At 57.3% G+C, this 19,747-nt stretch carries 13 protein-coding genes; 4 read left to right on the forward strand and 9 right to left on the reverse strand.

The genetic code is table 11. The features are described from left to right. Window positions 1-54 precede the first annotated feature (54 nt). From ilvD to argA, 3 genes are read left to right on the forward strand one after another with little or no spacing between them, the layout of a single operon-like run. Complete coding sequence (ilvD, locus tag ACR2R1_RS20080; protein WP_086134978.1) at window positions 55-1,752, forward strand: dihydroxy-acid dehydratase; 1,698 nt, start codon at window positions 55-57, stop codon at window positions 1,750-1,752. Between the two features lie 4 nt (window positions 1,753-1,756). Then, window positions 1,757-2,923 carry an acetylornithine deacetylase gene (gene argE / locus ACR2R1_RS20085; RefSeq protein WP_086134977.1) on the forward strand — a complete coding sequence of 389 codons (1,167 nt, stop codon included), beginning with the start codon at window positions 1,757-1,759 and terminating at the stop codon, window positions 2,921-2,923. A gap of 7 nt (window positions 2,924-2,930) precedes the next feature. Then, window positions 2,931-4,271, forward strand: coding sequence for an amino-acid N-acetyltransferase (gene argA / locus ACR2R1_RS20090; protein ID WP_434111643.1), 1,341 nt, complete (start codon window positions 2,931-2,933; stop codon window positions 4,269-4,271). A gap of 176 nt (window positions 4,272-4,447) precedes the next feature. Here argA and ACR2R1_RS20095 read toward each other — a convergent pair whose 3' ends face one another. From ACR2R1_RS20095 to ACR2R1_RS20130, 8 genes are all read right to left on the reverse strand, one after another. After that, on the reverse strand, window positions 4,448-5,920 hold the full coding sequence (locus ACR2R1_RS20095) for a glycogen synthase (RefSeq protein ID WP_240502513.1): 1,473 nt from the start codon (window positions 5,918-5,920) through the stop codon (window positions 4,448-4,450). 989 nt (window positions 5,921-6,909) lie between these two features. Next, window positions 6,910-8,172 (reverse strand): alpha-amylase family glycosyl hydrolase, encoded by a 1,263-nt coding sequence (locus ACR2R1_RS20100; protein WP_156879636.1) that lies wholly within the window; start codon window positions 8,170-8,172, stop codon window positions 6,910-6,912. 641 nt (window positions 8,173-8,813) lie between these two features. Next, window positions 8,814-9,719 carry an NAD(P)-dependent methylenetetrahydromethanopterin dehydrogenase gene (locus ACR2R1_RS20105; RefSeq protein WP_077730402.1) on the reverse strand — a complete coding sequence of 302 codons (906 nt, stop codon included), beginning with the start codon at window positions 9,717-9,719 and terminating at the stop codon, window positions 8,814-8,816. 48 nt (window positions 9,720-9,767) lie between these two features. Further along, complete coding sequence (locus ACR2R1_RS20110; RefSeq protein ID WP_077730403.1) at window positions 9,768-10,223, reverse strand: globin; 456 nt, start codon at window positions 10,221-10,223, stop codon at window positions 9,768-9,770. 193 nt (window positions 10,224-10,416) lie between these two features. After that, on the reverse strand, window positions 10,417-11,334 hold the full coding sequence (locus ACR2R1_RS20115) for an NAD(P)-dependent methylenetetrahydromethanopterin dehydrogenase (RefSeq protein ID WP_434111646.1): 918 nt from the start codon (window positions 11,332-11,334) through the stop codon (window positions 10,417-10,419). Between the two features lie 361 nt (window positions 11,335-11,695). Further along, window positions 11,696-12,373 (reverse strand): TIGR00730 family Rossman fold protein, encoded by a 678-nt coding sequence (locus ACR2R1_RS20120; RefSeq protein WP_077730405.1) that lies wholly within the window; start codon window positions 12,371-12,373, stop codon window positions 11,696-11,698. A gap of 195 nt (window positions 12,374-12,568) precedes the next feature. Continuing rightward, on the reverse strand, window positions 12,569-15,418 hold the full coding sequence (gene rapA, locus ACR2R1_RS20125; RefSeq protein WP_434111648.1) for an RNA polymerase-associated protein RapA: 2,850 nt from the start codon (window positions 15,416-15,418) through the stop codon (window positions 12,569-12,571). Window positions 15,419-15,713: 295 nt separating this feature from the next. Continuing rightward, window positions 15,714-18,071 (reverse strand): protein kinase domain-containing protein, encoded by a 2,358-nt coding sequence (locus ACR2R1_RS20130; protein ID WP_434111650.1) that lies wholly within the window; start codon window positions 18,069-18,071, stop codon window positions 15,714-15,716. Window positions 18,072-18,412: 341 nt separating this feature from the next. Here ACR2R1_RS20130 and ACR2R1_RS20135 point away from each other — a divergent pair, with 341 nt between their 5' ends. Beyond that, complete coding sequence (locus ACR2R1_RS20135) at window positions 18,413-18,949, forward strand: REP-associated tyrosine transposase (RefSeq protein ID WP_434111652.1); 537 nt, start codon at window positions 18,413-18,415, stop codon at window positions 18,947-18,949. Between the two features lie 111 nt (window positions 18,950-19,060). Here ACR2R1_RS20135 and ACR2R1_RS20140 read toward each other — a convergent pair whose 3' ends face one another. Continuing rightward, window positions 19,061-19,690, reverse strand: coding sequence for a hypothetical protein (locus ACR2R1_RS20140; RefSeq protein ID WP_434111654.1), 630 nt, complete (start codon window positions 19,688-19,690; stop codon window positions 19,061-19,063). Window positions 19,691-19,747: the final 57 nt, after the last annotated feature.

Below are 19,747 nucleotides of genomic sequence, written 5' to 3' on the forward strand. Positions count from 1 at the left end.
TGTTACTGTGTTACAAGCCGTAAATCGGCTAAGTCCTGTTGTTGGAGATTACTGATGAGCGATAAAGAAACCCGTTCCTTTTCATCCCAGGTCGTCGACGGCATGGAACGGGCGCCGAGCCGGGCCATGCTGCACGCGGTCGGTTTTTCGGATGACGATTTCAAAAAGCCCCAGATCGGCATCGCGTCCACCTGGAGCATGGTGACGCCGTGCAATATGCACATCAACCGTCTGGCGGACGACGCAGCCCGCGGTGTGGATCAAAGCGGCGGCAAGGCCGTGATCTTCAATACCATCACCATTTCGGACGGCATCTCGATGGGCACGGAGGGCATGAAGTACTCGCTGGTGTCCCGAGAAGTCATCGCCGATTCCATCGAGACGGTCGTAGGCTGTCAGGGCTTCGACGGTGTCGTGGCCATAGGCGGCTGCGACAAGAATATGCCGGGTTGCCTGATCGCGCTGGCGCGCCTCAACCGTCCCGCGGTATTCGTCTACGGCGGCACCATTCTGCCCGGCTGTCTTGGCGATAAGAAGCTCGACGTTGTGTCCGTATTCGAGGCGGTCGGTGCCCGCGCCAATGACAAGATCGACGACGCGCAATTGAAGGAGATCGAAGCCAAGGCGATTCCCGGCGCGGGCTCGTGCGGCGGCATGTACACCGCCAACACCATGGCTTCGGCCATCGAGGCGCTGGGCATGAGTCTTCCCGGCAGCTCCGCCCAGGCGGCTGTTTCGCCGGATAAACAATCGGATTGCGCAAGGGCCGGCCAGCAGGTGCTCAAGCTCCTGGAACTCGGCATCCGCCCCCGCGACATCATGAGCAAACCGGCTTTCGAGAACGCCATTACGGTCGTCATCGCGTTGGGCGGGTCCACCAACGCGGTGTTGCACCTCTTGGCCATGGCCAACGCCTGCGGCGTCGATCTGACGCTGGACGATTTCACCCGCATCGGCGAGAAAGTACCCATGCTGGCCGATCTCAAGCCGAGCGGACGCTACGCCATGGCGGAACTGATCGAAATCGGCGGCATCTTACCTTTGATGAAGATGTTGCTGGACGCGGGGCTTCTGCATGGCGACTGTCTCACCGTCACCGGCAGGACGCTCGCCGAAAACTTGGCCGATGTGCGGCCTTACCCCGATGGGCAGGAGATCATACGTTCTCTTGGCAGCCCGATCAAAAAAGACAGCCATTTGGTGGTTCTGAAAGGCAATCTCGCACCCGAGGGCGCCGTCGCCAAGATTACCGGAAAGGAAGGGTTGTCCTTCACCGGACGGGCGCGGGTATTCGATTGCGAAGAATTGGCCCTGAAGGCGATTCTCGATGGGACGGTCCAGAAAGGCGATGCCATCGTCATACGCTACGAAGGACCCAAGGGCGGTCCCGGCATGCGCGAAATGCTTTCGCCTACTTCCGCCGTCATGGGCAAAGGCTTGGCCAAGGATGTGGCGCTCATCACCGACGGACGGTTTTCCGGCGGCACCCACGGTTTCGTCGTCGGTCACATTACGCCCGAGGCCTATGCGGGCGGCCCTCTGGCGATCGTTCGTAACGGCGACACCATTACCATCGACGCCGAAAGGCGCGAAATCACATTGCACCTCGGCGAGGACGAAATACGCTCGCGGCTCGCGGAGTGGCGCCAGCCCAAGCCGCGTTATACCAAAGGGGTGCTCGCCAAGTACGCCAAGCTGGTATCGTCCGCCTCCCAAGGCGCGGTAACCGATATGAATCTGGAGGACATCTAAGGCCGTGAACCGGGCCATTCCGGAAACGCTCGAAATGATCGGGGCGCTCATCGAGCGCCCCTCGGTCAGTTGCACCGATCCCCATTATGACCAAAGCAATCTTGCGGTCATCCATCTTTTGGCGGAGTGGCTGGGCGGACTGGGCTTTTCTGTCGAAATCCGTGCTATCGGCGATCGCAAAGCCAATCTGATCGCAACCCTGGGCAGTCGCGAGGATCCCACCGGACTAGTCCTGTCAGGCCATACCGATACAGTTCCTTGCGATCCCGAATTATGGTCTTCGGACCCTTTCAAGGCCGTGGAAAAGGATGGTCGTATTTATGGCCTCGGCAGCGCCGACATGAAATCCTTCTTTGCGCTGGCCTTGGAGGCGGCAAACCGCTTCGAAGCCAAGGACTTTCGACATCCTTTGGTCATTCTCGCGACCGCCGACGAAGAAAGTTCGATGTCGGGAGTGAAATCCCTGGTAGCGGACAATGTGAAACTCGGGCGTTACGCCGTCATTGGGGAGCCTACCGGTCTCAAGCCGATCCGCATGCACAAGGGCGTCATGCTCGAATCCATCGTGGTGAGGGGAAAGGCCGGGCATTCGAGCGATCCCTCCTTGGGCGCGAACGCGATCGATGGCATGCACGCCGTACTGTCGGAATTGCTGGCTTTCCGTGCCGAGCTCAGGGCTCGGCACCGCAATCCGGCGTTCAAAGTGGATTATCCGACGCTGAATCTCGGTTCTATCCACGGCGGAGACAATCCCAACCGCATTTGCGCGCACTGCGAAACCCAGATCGACATTCGCCCGTTGCCGGGAATGGAGCTCGAGGATTTGCACGAGAAGCTGGTAAAACGGCTGGAGCCGGTATTGGCCCAAGCCAATGGGCTTTCCCTCGAAATCCGCCGCATGTTCGAGGGATTGCCGCCGTTCGAGAGCGATGCCAACGGGGAAATCGTCCGGTGTTGCGAGGAATTGAGCGGCTACGATTCCGGTGCCGTCGCGTTTGGCACCGAGGCCCCGTTTCTGAAACGGCTCGGGCTGCAAACCGTCGTCATGGGGCCGGGCCATATCGAACAGGCCCATCAACCCGACGAGTATCTTCCGATGACTCATATCCGTGCAGGAACCGATATCCTGAGCCGTTTGATCGAACGGTTTTGCATCCGGCCCGAGGCTTGAGCGGAAAATGCCTTCATCGACTTCTCCCGACGTTTTCGTTCGCTGGTTTCGCGATTCTTCGCCCTACATCCATGCTCATAGGGGAAAAACCTTCGTCGTGTCGTTCGGCGGGGAAGCCGTTGCCGATAGCGGATTCCCGAACGCGATCCACGATTTCGCCATGCTCAACGGACTGGGTGTGCGCCTGGTTCTGGTGCACGGGATTCGCCCCCAAATCGACGCCCGTCTGAGATTCCGTGGCGTCGAGGCGAATTATCATCAAGAGCTTCGCATCACCGATAAAACGGCGCTCGAATGCGTCAAGGAGGCTGCGGGAACGGTTCGGGTGGAAATCGAGGCATTGTTGTCGCAAGGCCTAGCCAATTCGCCGATGGCCGGTGTGCGTATCCGGGTAGCCTCGGGCAATTTCGTCGCGGCAAAGCCGGTGGGCGTTCGGGATGGCGTGGATTTCCAGAACACCGGAGAAGTGAGGCGCATCGATGTCGACGGGATTCGCGGAGCACTGGACCGGGGCGATATCGTGTTGCTCTCCGCGATCGGTTACTCGCCCACCGGCGAGGTGTTCAACCTCAATGCCGAACAGGTCGCAACATCGGCCGCCATCGCCCTCAGGGCCGACAAGCTGCTGCTGTTGACGGAACAAGACTGCATCTCCAGTTCCGACGGGAAGCTGATTCGGCAGCTTACCACCGGCGAGGCCGAGGAATTGCTGAAAGACGAAAGCGCCTTAGCGAACAAGGAGGTTATTCCGCACCTCAAAGCTGCGGTCAGGGCGTGTCGCGAAGGTGTACAGCGCGCTCACTTGCTCGATCGCCACATCGATGGCGGAGTACTGCTCGAATTGTTCACCCGAGACGGTATCGGAACGCTGATTAGCCGAACGCCGTTCGAAACCATGCGCCCGGCGAAGGTTCAGGACGTTGCGGGGGTACTCGATCTTATCGCGCCGCTCGAGCAAGCCGGCGTACTGGTGCCGCGCTCCCGCGAACGGCTGGAAACCGATATCCACGATTTCGTGGTGATCGAGCGGGACGGACTGATTATCGGCTGCGCCGCGTTGCATGTGTTCCGGGAAGAACGGATGGGAGAATTGGCCTGCCTCGCGCTCCATGACGACTACCGCGGCGAAAAGCGGGGCGAGCGTTTGCTCGAATATCTGGAGGCGAAGGCCCGCACCCTGCATCTGAATCGGCTATTCGCGCTAACCACTCAAACGGCGCACTGGTTCCGGGAACGCGGTTTCGAACCGGCGAACACTGCCGATTTGCCCGAGGCGCGTCGGGCATCTTATAGCCTCCAACGCGCCTCCAAGGTATTGATCAAGCCGCTCGAGCTTTCGCGATCTTGAGTTATTAATCAGGCCCGTAAATACCCTCCTGGTATTTCGGGCCGCCGCCCAGGCCGGTACACGCCCGGCCTGGGCTCACGCGGCTTGTCGCCGCGCTAAGAAAACCCTGCCCCGGATTAACCCGGCCTATATTTATAGGCCGGGTTAATAATCGTCCGGGTCTTGCCGAGCGAGTCTTATTTCTCGCGGATGAGGTCGTAGATATTGAGGTAATCCTGTCCCGGATTCTTCCACGAGAAATCGTAGCGCATGGCGTTCTTCATCAGTTCCCGGAAGTGATCGGGATAGTCGTAGTAACAGCTCAACGCCCGTCCGAGCGCCGATTCCAGCCCGCTGTAATCGTAATCCCTGAACACATAGCCGTTGCGCTCGTTCAGCGGTTTGTACGAATAATCCTTGTCGAATACCGTGTCCGCCAGGCCGCCGACTTCCCGCACCACGGGCACGGTGCCGTAGCGCATGGCGATCAGCTGGGTGAGACCGCAGGGTTCGAACTGGCTCGGCACCAGCATGATATCCGCGCCGGCGTAGATGAGATGCGACAGTTCCTCGTTGAAGCCGATTTCGATGTGACAATCCGGGTTATCGTTCAGTTGGTGTTTCAGGCTCCAGAAATAGCTGTTGATCTGTCCGTCCGGACTGGAGCCCAGCAGCACGAACTGGCCGCGCCGGTGCAACGTATAAAAAATGGCGTGGCGGATGAGTTCCAGCCCTTTCTGGGGGTCCAGCCGGCCGACGAAGGCGACGATCGGTTTTTCGTTGTCGGCGATCATCAGGCGGTCTCGCAGCGCCTTCTTGTTCTTGTATTTTTCCTCGATGTTGTCGACGCCGTAGCGCTGCGCGATATGATGGTCGATTTCCGGATTCCACACGTTGTAATCGATGCCGTTGACGACGCCGCCGTATTTTACGTGGTGGATATGCAGCGTGGGTTCAAGGCCGAAACCCTGGCCCTGGTCCTTGGCTTCGTTGGCATGGCGCGGGGAAACGGTCGTCACGAAGTTGGAATAGACCACGCCGGCTTTCATCAGATTGATCGCATGGGGATTGAAATTGTCCCGCAGCCGGTCGTAATGGAAATAGTATTCGGGCCGGTTGAGGCCGGTCGCGTGGAGCACTTGCGCGCCGGTGACTCCCTGGTGCTTGAAATTGTGGATGGTGAAGCACACCCGCGGGTGGGTCATGCCGAGGAATTTATAGATCTCGAACAGAAACACCGGCGCCAGCGCCGTCTGCCAGTCATGGCAATGAATGATGTCGGGATTCTTGCCGGATTTCCAGAGAAACTCCATGGCCGCCCGCGTGAAGAACGCGAAGCGCAGAACGTCGTCGTTGAAGCCGTAAATGCAGCCGCGGTTGAAGAAATTGTCGCTGGAATGCGGCTCGATGAAGAAGCACTTGCGGCCATGCACGAATCCGAAATAGACGGTGCAATGAATGGCGCCGCCGTACCAGGGCACCCACAAGTCTTTGTAGGTTTCGCACAGGCCCCAGATATGGTCGTAACGTAGGCAATCGTATTTGGGCAGTATGATTTCGACGTGATTGCCGCGGATTTCCAGTTCGTTGCCGAGTCCGAACACGACATCGGCGAGGCCGCCGACTTTGGCGACGGGCGCGAGCTCGGGCGTGATCTGAACGATAAACATCGACGGAATCGCTGAAACAGGCTGGTGTGGCATCGGTTCGGGTTCAGGCGCGAGCTGAGCCTGCGACGCTGATCGCGGTTCCGGTTCCACCGGCACGGATTCCGGTTCGGGCGGGGGCATTTTCTCCAAGGGACGGAACTCTTCTGGCGTCGGCGTCGGAGCCGGAATTGCACTAGCTGTCTCTGAGGGCAATAGCTCCGCAGTCTCTAGGCGTTCGGGGGCTATCGGCTCAGGTGCTGACAGCGAATCGGCGGCAGAAATCGGAGCGGGCGGTATTTCGTCAGAGTCCTCTGATTTCTTTGAATGTCGTGACCATGCCTCAGCTTCCGTAACTTTCGCGGGAGATTCGGCTGAAGCGAGTCCGACCGGCTTCTTTTGATCCGCCCGACCGAGCTTCGCGCTAACCAGCTTCACTTCCGGTTCGGCTTTTTCCGGCTTTTTCCCTGAAGCTTTGGGCGCGATTTTTTCGGCCGGCGCCATGGCTGCCGCGAGGGAAACGGTTTCTTTCTCCGGCTCGTGGCGAACTGCTTTCTCGGATGCCGGAGTCTTGGACCTCGTAGAAGGCTTCGCGCGAACAACGGAGGTCTCCGACGGCGAACGCGCGTTTGCAGCTTTGGATCGAGTGGCCTTGGCTTGGGATTTTTCCTTTGTCGCGGGCTTCTCCATGGCTTTTCCGGGTTTTCCTTTTTGGGACTCGGAAGCGTTTACTTTCTTATCTTGAGGCGGGGTCTTTTGGGTCATGAGGTTGCGTCCGGTTGCCTAACATGAACTCGACAAGGCTAGTTTAAGCGATCCAGGGTTTCGAAAAAAACGCCATGTCGGCTCAAGTTAGGAGTTAGCCTATTTACTCGGGTGGCCTGTGCGTCGCGAAATCGGGGTGATGACGGCCACGGATTATTGGATGGAATGATTGCCGAAGATCGGCCTCTCCACCGGTCAGCCCGCATTTTGCGTTACTTTGGTTGCACTTTCGATGCGGGCAGAGAGCGTCACTGCGTTACCAGGACCCGTCCCATTCCCGGTGTCAGCTCGAACTGGAAAGGCGTCGGCAAGTAATCCAGGGGCCATTCCGGCGAGACATCGAACAGCGGCGGTTCGCTTTGAACAAGATGGTACAGATTGTCGGAGAAGAAATTCTGCCGATTCCAAGCGTCCTTGTTCATAATGATCAATGCCTCGCTACGCTTCCGGCTGGCGGTTTTTCGCATCAGCAAGATTTCCGGATTGGAATGGTCGAGCACTTGCGTGGCGCTCTCCTCATCGAATATCTGATGCCGACTCTTGATTCCATTGATCTGTTTGATGTAGCCGGTCAAATCGATATCCGTTTTTTCCCAGTCATCAGGCGTGGTATCGACGACGTGGAGCGGCTTTCGGAAGCCGAATTCGAATCCCATGGGTATCATCACACCGGCGGAAAACAGCGCCGAGAAGAAATAGCGCTGTTTGACCGCATCGACATTCTGCTGGAACTCCGCGAATGCGCGCGCCGTATCGTGGCTTTCGGGGAAACTGACGGACGGTACGATTTCACGTGTGAGCCGGTATTGATCCATCAGCCAGGAGCCGGAAAAATCCCACCATTTCGAGCTGTTGAAGATAAAGTCGAAACCGGCTTGCGCGGTTTCCCGGGTTTGATCGGCACTACAGCCCAAGGTCTCGGCCAGGAATACGGTTTCGGGGTGCGCCCGTTTGGTTTCTTCGATGAGCCGTGCCCAGAAACGGCTGGGTAACTGGTAAGCCGCATCGCAGCGCAGTCCCTTAAAGCCCAGGCCGACCAGGTATTCGACGATTTCGCGGCAGTAACGGTACAGACCTTCCGGATCGGACGTATGCTGATGATCGAATTGCGCGAGATCGCGCCAGACGACCTTTTCTCCTTCATGCATACAGAACGGGTGGGCGATGCGCCTGCCTTGTTTGACGAACCACTCCGGATGCTGCTTGAGCAAAGCCGAATCATAGGCACAATGATTGATGACCAAATCGACGATCATGCCGAGCCCCAGGCTTTCGGCTTGACTTGCGATCTCGCGCAGTTGTTCTTCCGGCGATTTGGAAGAGCGGGCATTCAGCAACCACGGATCGATTTGAAAATAGTCCTTGATGGAATAAAGGCTGCGGGATCGTCCGAGCTTCTGGACGGGATTGACGAAGATCCAGTTGAATCCCATATCCGCCGCTCTTTCCAGATGCGGCTTCCAACGATTCAAAGGACCCGCGAGCCGCGGGAAGAGGTTATAGATTTTCATGCGTTTTGGAGAATTGCTCGGCGCGAGGTAAATAATCTAGGTCGGGGGCGGATGGCCCTATATCGAATAGACCGCGGTAAACGCAGCGGGGTTCATCCACCCTCCCAGGCTCGGGACTTCCCGGAAGCCCTTTTGCTGCGGTTTCGGTCGCCGGGTTTGGAAAAACTAAAGCATTTTCATATCTACTCTACCGTACGGGAACTCGCGAGTAGGTCGGGAATCCCTTCCCAATCGCAAACGTCGCTATAGTCGCGACTCTTCCAATCGCAAACGGCGTCTTCGGGAAGGGGCTGGCCGGCGCTCCCGGCTAGGCCGTTTGCGATTGGAAGGGTCATCCCAGCGCTCCTGGGATGACCGTTTGCGATTGGAGCGCCGAAGCCGCCCTTCCCGACGCCGCCGTTAGGGCAACGGGTTCGTCGGCAAAGGATTGCCGACCTACAAATACTTGAGTCGATTTACCCTAGCCGAAAGCGCCAACGACTTCCGCCAAGCCCGTTATGCCGTATGAGCGAGATGAACGCGCTCTAAAGGAACGTCGGACAAGCTTCGATAACTTTCGAATGTCGGCTTAGAAAAGGGATGCCGATTGGCATCCCTTGTGGCGGTTTGCTCGACTTCGGGAAAGCGGCGGAGCCGACGCGTCAGACCATGGTCCGGGCGATTTTGAATGCCTCGCGGAAATCGTAAAAAACGGGCTCTTCCTGGGTCAGGAGCGAGCGGAGCAAATGCTGTTGCAGCTTGTACTTGTAATCGCCGACCGCCAATGCACCGATGCCGACGGCACCCGGAGAGTTGACTGCATGCTTGAGCGGAGTGCCCAAATCGGTCCGCTTGACGCCCTCGATACCCAATGGCGGAACCGCGTTCACATCCGCCGCAACCTTGAGTTGGTTCGCTTCCGCCAGGGCGCTGGCTTTTAGAACCTGCACTCCGGCCTTGGCCGTGCAGAACACGACATCCGCCTTGTGAAGCAAGTGGGCCTTGTCGGCCTCGGATGCCGCACATGTGCCTTCCAGGCGAGTTTGGAACAGGCGCCCGTAGGTATCGGCCTTTTCCAGTGCATTGTCGAGCGACGCGTGATCGATGATCGTCGTTTCCGCTCCGCACAAAGCGGCAATAACCCCGGTAGCTATGCCTACCGGGCCGGTGCCGCCGAACACCACGGCATTGCACCCTTTCAGCTCCATGCCGTGTTTCTCCTTGAGTTGTTTTTCAGCCACTGCGACTAAAGCCGCCGCCGTGGTAAAACCTCCGCTGGGGTCGGCCAGGACGGAAAACTGGAAGGGCGGCACCATGGCCTTTTGGGTAGCTTCCAACATACTCACGGCCAAACCGATATCGCGTCCGCCGATAAACATGCCCGTTCTTTTTACGCCTTCCGGTCCGCGCGAAAAGATGGCGTCTTGCGTAAGGCCGTTGATTTCCTCGAGCTTTACGTTGTTGAGCGGAATAATCATGTCGAAATCCGCATCGACCGCCATATTGATATCGAACGGGCTGTTATGGGGCATCGGATCGAGCATGTATAAAACACTGCGTTTGGACATGTGTTGGCTTCTCTACGTCAGTAATAAAGATACTTGGTCTTAGGTAGCTTAGTCGTCATGCATGGATTTCATGACGGCAATGCCGCGCTCGACAACCGTTTTCCAGGCTGCTTCGAGTTCGGGATTGAATTTTGGATCGCTTTCGGCGACGGTCGATATCAGGGCAGAAACCCAAAAATCATAAAGATCAGGTTCTATATTAAGTCTGCTTCTGGAATGGGATTCACCGAGCTGAATCATCTTTTCCGCCGTGACGGGGCTAGGCTCGTGAAAAAACAGAATCAAATGCCTGATGCCGTGATCCAGCAAACGCCTCTGAGCTTCCCAGTCGGCTTTCCGAAATTTTTCCGCAATTCTGGGCGATGTTGCGATAAAGGCATTATAAAAGTCATCTATAAAGGTCCCGGTTAGTCGGCATCGTGTATAGCTTTTGTCCACCATTTCCTTGAGCAATCGATCATTATCGGCATCCGTGATTTTAATGGCTTCGGCGGTATTATTCATTATTATGCTCCTCTTGGCTGATCCAGTTAACTATTGTTTTTATATGGATAATTAAATACCCTCGAACCCGATAATTGTCCCTAGCCATCGGATGGTCGAATAATTAATTACCAACCGGATAATGGCCACTCAGTATGTGGCCATTGAATCCATAGTAAGAAATAGCATATTAATGAATTTCTGCTTTGACGCTTTAAAGCTTCTTTGCGTATTCCCGAGCCACTTCGAAAGCATCGTTATAATCTAGGAAAACCGGCTTATCCGATTGTCGCAACTGAAAGCGCATTATATTCAGCAGTTTGTGCTGGGTTTGGTATTTCACGTTACCGATAGCCAAGGCTCCAACGCCGACGGCGCCGCTACGGGAACCCTCAATTTCCGTGCCCTTGTGGTGAGGGCCGAGACCGGCGATTCCGGACGGCGGAACCGCATTGACATCGGCGGCGACTTTGAGTTGCGGAGCAGAGGCGACCAATTCCGCGCTCAGCACTTCAATTCCGGCTGCGGCGGTAGCAAATACCACATCGGCGGTTTTGATCAGCTCCGGTTTGTTGGCGTCTGCATCGCCTTGAATATCGGTTTGACCGTTACCGAATTCGGCATTGCATAGTTCCGCGATCTTCTGGGCTCTTTCCAGCTGGCGGCCGATGATTTTTACGTTGGCTCCGGCCTTGGCGGCCAACACCGCGGCAATCTGTCCGACCGGACCCGTGCCTCCCAAAGCGAGTACATTCTTGCCCTGCAAGTTGGTTTGATGGCGCTTTTCCAGTTCCCGCTCCGCCATGGCGACCATGGCTGCGGCCGTGGTGAAGGCGCCGCTAGGGTCTGCAAACACGGAGATCACGAAGGGCGGAACCATGGACTTCTGAGCGGTGCGGAGCATGTCCATGGCCATTTTTACATCTCTTCCGCCGATGAAAATGCCGGTTCGTTTCACGCCGCTCGGACTTCTGGAGAAAATCGCATCTTGCACGAGGGCGGTGACTTCGCCCAGTTCGATATGGAGGTACGGAATGGCGGAAATCCAGCCGGCGTCCAAAGCCATATTGACGTCGAACGGGCTGAGATTCTTTTCGGGGGTGAACATATGCAAGATGAACGGTTTTTCCATGCGTGGGTCCTCTGTAATTTTTTTAGTGAGACAAAGGTTCGGTCTTAAATGTCTCGCCGAGACGGGCGCGGACTGGCCGCGCCAGCATAACACAGTTCAGGCGTCGGGAAACCGTCGTCGGGCGATGGGGCCTAAGAGGTGCGGGCTAGCGGTATTTCAGCAACTGCGCATGTACTGCTGCGGTCCGGGCGACGGTTATGCGGCTGGGCGGGCAGGACGCGTAAAATTGCCCCTTGGCGTATTTCCGGCGATAACGCCGTTGACAGTTCCACGCTTAGGTCGTTAGCGGCAAAACAGGTGTTTCGGTCTATTTCTTTCGGGCGCAAACAAATGACCGGCAAGAGCGATAACGACGCTGGCGTCAGCTTTCCGGAGACGCGGCGGATGTCGCCTCGACAATCTTTTTGAGCTTCCATTCGCGGTGCTTGTTCATGATGTCGACGACTTCCAGGGGATCGTCAGTAATCGAGATTTGGGTCAAATCGGCTTTGTCGACCAGTTGATTGGCGAGGACCGTGTTATTGATCCAATCGATCAGTCCTTTCCAATAATCCGAACCGAACAAAATCAAAGGCACGGGATGGATTTTGTGCGTTTGCATCAGAGTGAGCGCTTCGAACAGTTCGTCCAGGGTATTGAATCCGCCGGGAAAGCAGACATAGCCCATGGAATGTTTCACGAACATGAGTTTACGCACGAAAAAGTAGCGAAATTCCAGCCTGAGGTTTTGATAAGAATTCGATTTCTCTTCGCCGGCGATGTTGAGTCCGATCGAGCGCGCTTTCTTGAGACGGGCGCCTTTATTGGCAGCCTCCATGATGCCCAGTCCGCCGCCGCTGATGATCGCGTAGCCGTGGCTCGCGAGAACCTCGGCCACGGTTTGTGCGGCCTGATAGTACGGGCTGCTCGGCTTGATCCGGGTGGAGCCGAAAATCGATACGGCAAAGCGAATGTCGGAAAGCTTGTCGAAGCCTTCGGTGAACTCGCTGATGATTCTGAACATGCGCCACGATTCGCTGCCTTTGAGATCTTCGATCATAAACCTGTCCTGGAATTGAAAAGGGATGGGGCTTTAGAAGTATGGCAGCGAATGGCGAAATTTCACCGATATCCCATAGCAGGCATCAGCCGGGATTTTCGTGCAAGTGCTTGTCGCGATGGAACGTTTCGGTCCGAGCGAAGGCCGAATGCGGAGGCTTTTTCCGTTGATTAGCGGCGCATCCGGCCGAAGCCCTCAGACCGTGATCAGAAGGCGTACGGAATCCAAGCGCAAATGCGCTCCTTGGATGCAATTGTTCATCTCGATGGCGTATTCTTTGAGCTGATCCAGCTCTTCCTGGCGCACGTTCGGATTGACCCGCCGCAGGGCTGCAAGGCGCTTGAGCTCGGTCGTCATCGTATCGAGCATTCTTTTTGCACTTTCGCCGATGACGCCGGGCATCTGCGCTCGCGCCTTCTTTTCGGCATTCTGGATTAACCGATTGATGAGCTTTTGTCGGCTTTTAACCAGTCCCAGCGCGTGTTCGCGATCGAACTGCTGGGGCTGTTCGGCAAGACTTTCGAAGGGTAGGACACTGAGATCGTTGCCGTCCTGGTCGAACAGGAAGCGCAGCACCGTGGGCGGAAAGAATCGGCCGATCTGCAAGCGCTTCGGTGCGGTGCATTCGACCAGATAGACGGTTTCGAGCAGCAGTTGTCCGGCCTCCAGTTCGGGGTTCCGGACCAGACTCAGCGCGGCGTTGCCGTGCTCGCTGTTGAGGATGAGGTCCATGGCGCCCCGAACCATCGGGTGCTCCCAAGTCAGGAACAGCATGTCCTCTCGCGCCAGACCGATACTCCGGTCCAGCGTGACCGTCACGCCGTCTTCGGGCAATTCCGGGAACTGGGTGCGCATGTGCTCGCCGGGCCTGAGGATGTGGCAATGATCCGAATGTTCCTCGACGGCAACCCCGTAAGCGTCGAACACATCTTCCAAATAAGGCCAGAGATCGTTTTCGCGATCCGTTTCTTCGATGAGCCGGACCAGCCGCTCCGCGGCGTCCCTGCGGCACGAGTTCAGTTCCAGAAGCCGATCACGGCCCTGATGCAATTCCTCCTGGATCGCATCGGCCAGCTTCCGAGCCCGCTCGACCAGTTTCATTTCGCCTTCGGGATCGGGCGCCTGCAACAAGGCGACAAGCTGTCCTCCGAGTCGGCCGAACACGGGAAGTCCCGCCGGGCTGGGCTGGCTGAACGCATTCAGTCCCTCGTTATACCAGCGGAACAAGACGCTTTGAGCACTGCGCTCGAAATACGCGACGTGTATGCGAATGGTTTCGGACTGCCCAATGCGGTCGAGGCGGCCGATTCGCTGCTCCAGCAGATCGGGGTTGAGCGGCAAATCGAACATCACCAGATGATGGGCGAATTGAAAATTTCGTCCTTCGCTGCCGATTTCCGAGCATACCAGCGCCTGAGCGCCGTTCTCGGTATCGGCGAACCACGCCGCTGCCCGGTCGCGGGCGACGATGCTCATCTGTTCGTGGAAAACCGCCGCGCGCACGCCCCGGACTCGAAGCGCGTCCTCCAAATCGGTCGCGGTTTTGGCTTTTGCGCAAATTACCAGCACCTTGGCCGACTTGAGATTCTTTATGGTTTCGACCAGCCACTCCACCCGGCTGTCCAGACGCCACCACTCGGCGTCATCCTTGCGACACCGGGCGTACAGGGTTTCCGGGTGCAGAAGGTCCTCGATCTGGGGTTGAGTCTCGGTCAGCAGCCGGCTGTAGGCCTCGGGCAGCGGCAGGGGATGAGCGATCAGCTCCCGCCCGGGAAAACCCTTGACCGTGGCCCGGGTATTGCGGAACAGGACCCGGCCCGTGCCGTGGCGGTCCAGAAGGAGCTGAATCAGCTCGCTGCGCGCATTCTCCGTGCGTTCCGGATCGTCCAGCCGGTCCAGTAAATCGTCCGCCAAATCCTGCGAGATGAGGGATTTCAGTTGGCTCAGGGTCTCCCGGTCGAGCTCCGGATCGTCCAGCAGATGGTTGATCACGTCGGCCAGCGATTCGTACTGCATTTCCTCGAACTGGAACCGGTCGTAGCTGTAGAAGCGGTCGGGGTCGAGCAGGCGCAAGCGGGCGAAATGGCTGCGCTTGCCGAGCTGCTCCGGTGTCGCCGTCAAAAGCAGGAGGCTCGGCACCGATCGGCCCAATTGCTCGACAAACTGGTATTCCGGACTGGCTTTCTGTTCCGACCATTGCAGGTGGTGCGCCTCGTCGACCACGCACATGTCCCACCCGGCGGCGAGCGCGGCTTCCTGGCGTTCTTCGTCGTCCATGAAGAAATCGAGGCTGCACAGTACCAGTTGTTCGCTCAGAAAGGGATTGCCGTCTTCGACTTGCCAGAAACGTTCCTCGTCGAACAGGGCGAAGCGCAAATTGAAGCGCCTCAGCATCTCCACCAGCCATTGATGCAGCAAGGGCTCCGGCACGATGATAAGGATGCGCTCGGCGCGTCCGGTCAATAGCTGATGGTGGATGATCAATCCCGCTTCGATGGTTTTGCCGAGCCCGACCTCGTCGGCCAGCAATACGCGCGGAGCTTGGCGATGAGCGACTTCGTGGGCGATGTATATCTGGTGCGGAATGATGCTGGTGCGCCCGCCGAACAAGCCTCGCACCGGAGACTGCTCGAGTTGGCCGATTCTTCGCAGCGTTTCATAGCGCAATCGAAACAGCCCGGAAGGGTCGAGTTGGCCGGTGAAAAGCCGATCCTGAGGCTTGTTGAACTGCATAAAATGGTTGAGATCGACTTCGTCCAGGGTTCGCGAAGTGCCGTCCTCGGCCACGCCTTCGTACGTGATCAGGCCATTTTTTTCCCGTACTTCCGTAACCTTGAGTTTCCAGCCGTCCGCGCTTTCGATGGAATCGCCCTTGGAAAATCTCACCCGCGTCAACGGCGAGTTGTCGACCGCATAAGTGCGGCGTTCGCTGCTGGCGATAAAGAGCAGAGTCACACGGTTGTTTTCGACGTTCAACACAATGCCCAAGCCCAGCTCGGGCTCGGTCTCGCTAATCCAGCGCTGTCCAGGGACGAAAGTCGGCAACGTTATTTCTCCTCAAGGCGTAACACGGAATCACAATTATAGGATTGTAACAGGGCGGTCCGAATTGCCGGTTACGGCTCCTGCCTCCAATATGAGCGGGAACGGGTGCCCAAGTTTCCGACAAGTTTCGGAGTTTGACGACGGCGACCCGAAGCGGCCGTGAGCGAGTGACCGAAGGTCGTTCTGGCCGCGGCGGACGCTTTTTCGGAGATCGTGAACGGAAATAGCGTGAAGGGCGGGGCTTTTGTTGTTCGATTCGGATGTTCTTACCGAGAGGGCAGGCGGCCGGCCCCTCCTACTCGCCTTGCTGGGCATCGCTTGGCGCGGCTTCGTCCGACCGTTGTCGAGGCTTGCGAACGACGGAAAAGTGCGACCTGGCGATGGCCCTGCTATCGCCGGCGCGCACTCTATGTTCGACCGTGTAGGTGCCGGACTTCATATACGAAGGGACGGTCAGTTCATTCGTGGCCGTGTTGGTACCGGTTCTTGCCAGCTTGAAATCGGAGCCTTCCTGGCCGATTCGCCTGCCGCCCGCCTTCAGCGCCCAGCTGAGTTCGACTTCCGCATCACGGGTGCCGGCGGGAAGCGTCAACTCATACGTCGTGATGAATTCCACCCGTTCGCCGGGGTTGACCTGGCGTGGAGTCGACCTGGCGCTTTCGATCTTGACCGCTGTTTTATCCGCTACCGGAGCCGGTTGTTCGGCTGCTCCTGCATTCGTCGCCTGAGCACCCTCCGCCGTGGCCTCTTTTGCTTGGGCGGCCTGGGCTTTGCGCGAAATCAGTTGTCGCCTGAGGGTTTGCACCTCTTCGGTATCGCCCAGCGTCGCCGCGGCTTGATCGATATAGACTTGCGCCTTATCCCATTCTTCTCGATTGAGGGCTCGCCATGCGCGTCCGACGGTTCTGCCGGCGGCTTGCTTGCGCCGGTCGCTTTCCTCCGCGTCGGATATCTCGGCATCACCCTGTGCTTCAGGGGTTTTTGGAGCACTCGGCGATTGAGCGGCTTGCTTGTGATCGGGAGAAATCGCCGCAGTCTGCTCGGCGGACTTTTGTTCGGCACTGGCTTTGGAACGCCCCTTTTCGGCTTCGGCTCTGCGGGTGTCGAGCTCTTGGCGCAAGCTTTCGGCTTCCGGCAGAACAATGGCGACTTCGTCGATACGCGTCTGCGCAAGCTTCCAGTCCCGGCGGTCCATGGCTTCGCGGGCCGGCTGGGCGAACCGATCGACGATTTCTTGGATGCCTTGCTTTGCCTGCGGCTGGTTGGGATCTAACGCGAGCACCGAGCGATATTTGGCGAGGGCATTGTTGTCTTTGGGGCTGATGAGGCGGCCCGCCCTGATGTCCTCGCCGGCCCGAGCCAATAGCTCGAACAGCGCGTCGATCTCAGCCGCGTGCTGCTCGGAGCCCGCTTGGGCACCGGCATTTTTTTCGACGGCCGATCCTTCGGGCGGCGAAGGCGGAGTGGCCGGAGCGATTTCTTGCGGCGCGGTTTCCGCGGATTGATCAATACCGGCCGGATCGTTTTCGCGAACGGTTTGCTCGGCGTCCGACGATGCGGTTGCTTGCTCGTGCTCCGAGAATAGGCCGCGACTCAGCCAAACGAGTCCGGCGGCGACGATCAGCACGATTGCCGAGATGGCCGGAATGCGCGAGCGAGCGGCATCGGATGTCGGCCGGCGCGCCGGCGCATCGGCCGGGTTGGCGGCCACGGTTTCGGCTTTCACCTCCGGCTGCTTAGGCGCAGGCGCATCTTCGACGGGAAGCTCCGGCGCCAGGGAAAATTCCCGCCGCCATGCGGCGATACTCTGCGGGCGCTTAGGCGGATTCAAGCTCAGGGCGTGGTCGACCGCGCGAAGCAAGCCTTCGCTGTAGCGAGGTCCGCCGACCTGTTTGGCGGAAACGAAAATTTCTTTCGAGGCCAAGATGATGCTTTGGCTGCGTTCGAGCGCATCGGGCGGGGCAATGCCCGCGATGCTCCGATAGAGCGTCGCACCAAGGCCGTAGATATCGGTCCATGGCCCCAGCTGATCGCCTTTCCCATAGTACTGTTCAATGGCGGCGTAGCCGGGGGAAAGCATGCTGGGGAGGGCCTGTGTTTTTTCTCCCAGCGACTGACGCGCAGACCCGAAGTCCAGCAGCACGGGACTCCCGTCCTTCCGGAGCAAGATATTGGCCGGCGTGATGTCGCAATGGATAAAGCCGGCGTTATGTATTTTCTCCAGGCCATTCAGGATAGGGATCAAGAACCTGAGGAGTTCGCCTTGCTCCAGGGTCCTGCGGCGCTCGAGGACGGCGTGCAGGCTTTCGCCCTCCTCGTAGCTCATCACCATGTAGGCGGAATTATTGGCGACGAAAACGTTGAGCACCCGGACGATGTTGGGATGCTCCACCTTCGCCAGCATGCGCGCCTCGTTGATGAAAAGCTCCAGTCCCGCGAGATACTGCTCGCCGCAATCCTCCGTGGCCGGCCGGATCAAAGCGGCGCCGTCTCGAACGGCAAGCTTTACCGGGAGATATTCTTTGATGGCAACGTGACGCTCAAGAATGGAGTCGTGGGCGAGATAGGTGATTCCGAAGTTGCCCTGACCCAGAACTTGTTCTATGGAAAACCACTGCAGGCGATAGCCTGGATTGAGTGCATTCTGGCGCATATTCTGTGGCATAGCAGTGCAGACGAAAGCGGGGCTAAGCGGCTTCTTGCGAGGCGTGAGACGAGGATGGCGGGCGAGTAAATCGAGTAGCCCCCGGAATCGTCGGGTTTTACATTGTGCCGATTGGAAAAAGATAAGGCAACCCGGAATGGCGAAAAGTCAAGTGTGGCGTGGCGTACAGCCCGTTCTCCGTTGTGTCTCAAACGCCGGCGAGTAGGGCGCAATAGCGGTCCCGCCTATTGCGCCGCAGAAGCGATGATTGGAAAAGCCATCGTAAATCCGATGTTCCCACGGTCTGCTATTGTTCCCTGGGTTATTGGCTTTTCGGATGATGAATCCCGATGCCTGATTATCGACGTTATCGTGTACCCGGTGGAACCTATTTCCTCACCGTCAATCTGCTCGAACGTTACCCGAATGATTGGCTCGTCCGGCACATCGACCTGCTTCGATCTGTGATACGGGCGGTTCGAATCAAATGGCCATTCCATATCGACGCCTGGGTAGTCTTGCCGGATCACCTGCACGGCGTGTGGACGCTGCCACCCGGCGATGACGATTTCACCAATCGATGGCGATTGATCAAACAAGGCTTCTCCAAAGCCTTGCCATCGACCGAACGGCGCTCAAAGGTTCGCGTTGCCCGTGGCGAACGTGGGATATGGCAACGCCGGTTTTGGGAACACGCCATCCGCGACGAGGAGGATTATTCGGCTCATGTGGATTATTGCCACATCAATCCGGTGAAACACGGTTATGTCCAATGCGTGTCGGAGCGGCCGTATTCGACGTTTCACCGGTACGTCGAACGAGGTGTGTATCCGTTAAATTGGGCGGGTGGGCCGGAATCCGATATGGATGTGGGCGAGCGGGTTTGAAACCCATTCGGCGCATTACGCTAAAGCTAATGCGCCCTACGCGGGCTGGTGTGCGTCTGGCCTTTGTGGGTAAACAGCGTTCATGGTTGGAGACGTGCCTAACGTTAAAGCTCAGCCGACGTCGGCTGGAGCGACTTGTTGGGTGTATGCTCTGAATTCATTGACGATGCTTCTGATTATTGCCGAATCCTTATACTCAATAGACTGATCAAGGACTGCGTTTGGAAGGCCCTGAGTAGCAAAATATGGCGCCTCAATGAATGGGATGTTTTTTGCCGAGCAAGCCTTTTTTACCTCGGTTCTCGAAAATTCGTATACAGCACTCTTACCTGTAGAAAAAATCACAGCGCCGACTCTACTTGCCACATTCAATCCAAATATTCCGGATACATGAGACAGGATTTCATTTTCTTGTACAGCCGCCCTTAACGAATCTTTATTTTGTAGAGCATTAGGGATCGGTTTGGGTAGTGCGTTTGTAAAAAGAATCGGAGACATTTCGGCCTCAACGCAACTCTGCCGAAAATGCCCCTTCCAATCAGTTAATCTTTGAATGAAGCCATATGCTCGATTCCAAAACGCGGACCCCGATGACACAGTTTCATCATAGAGGCTGATTCCTGGAATAATTTCTGCTGATCCATTGTTTTCCCTCCCAAAAACCAAAATCAAAGGGAATTGCTCTTGTTCGGTACGACCAACTGCAACTACTGCGTAATCTATGGGCAAGATTTCGGTCATAGATTGCTTACACCCAACGACGGAGTTCAGGCGCGCCGCTTTTCGGCGTCGCCTGGA

The sequence above is a fragment of the Methylocaldum sp. GT1TLB genome, assembly GCF_051027445.1.
Taxonomy (GTDB): domain Bacteria; phylum Pseudomonadota; class Gammaproteobacteria; order Methylococcales; family Methylococcaceae; genus Methylocaldum.

Excerpts from the sequence above, each read along its gene's own strand:
- ilvD (WP_086134978.1), top strand. The coding sequence starts at position 55 with ATGAGCGATAAAGAAACCCGTTCCTTTTCATCCCAGGTCGTCGACGGC.
- argA (WP_434111643.1), top strand. The coding sequence starts at position 2,931 with ATGCCTTCATCGACTTCTCCCGACGTTTTCGTTCGCTGGTTTCGCGAT.
- ACR2R1_RS20095 (WP_240502513.1), bottom strand. The coding sequence starts at position 5,920 with ATGTTTATCGTTCAGATCACGCCCGAGCTCGCGCCCGTCGCCAAAGTC.
- ACR2R1_RS20100 (WP_156879636.1), bottom strand. The coding sequence starts at position 8,172 with ATGAAAATCTATAACCTCTTCCCGCGGCTCGCGGGTCCTTTGAATCGT.
- ACR2R1_RS20105 (WP_077730402.1), bottom strand. The coding sequence starts at position 9,719 with ATGTCCAAACGCAGTGTTTTATACATGCTCGATCCGATGCCCCATAAC.
- ACR2R1_RS20110 (WP_077730403.1), bottom strand. The coding sequence starts at position 10,223 with ATGAATAATACCGCCGAAGCCATTAAAATCACGGATGCCGATAATGAT.
- ACR2R1_RS20115 (WP_434111646.1), bottom strand. The coding sequence starts at position 11,334 with ATGGAAAAACCGTTCATCTTGCATATGTTCACCCCCGAAAAGAATCTC.
- ACR2R1_RS20120 (WP_077730405.1), bottom strand. The coding sequence starts at position 12,373 with ATGATCGAAGATCTCAAAGGCAGCGAATCGTGGCGCATGTTCAGAATC.
- ACR2R1_RS20130 (WP_434111650.1), bottom strand. The coding sequence starts at position 18,071 with ATGCGCCAGAATGCACTCAATCCAGGCTATCGCCTGCAGTGGTTTTCC.
- ACR2R1_RS20135 (WP_434111652.1), top strand. The coding sequence starts at position 18,413 with ATGCCTGATTATCGACGTTATCGTGTACCCGGTGGAACCTATTTCCTC.
- ACR2R1_RS20140 (WP_434111654.1), bottom strand. The coding sequence starts at position 19,690 with ATGACCGAAATCTTGCCCATAGATTACGCAGTAGTTGCAGTTGGTCGT.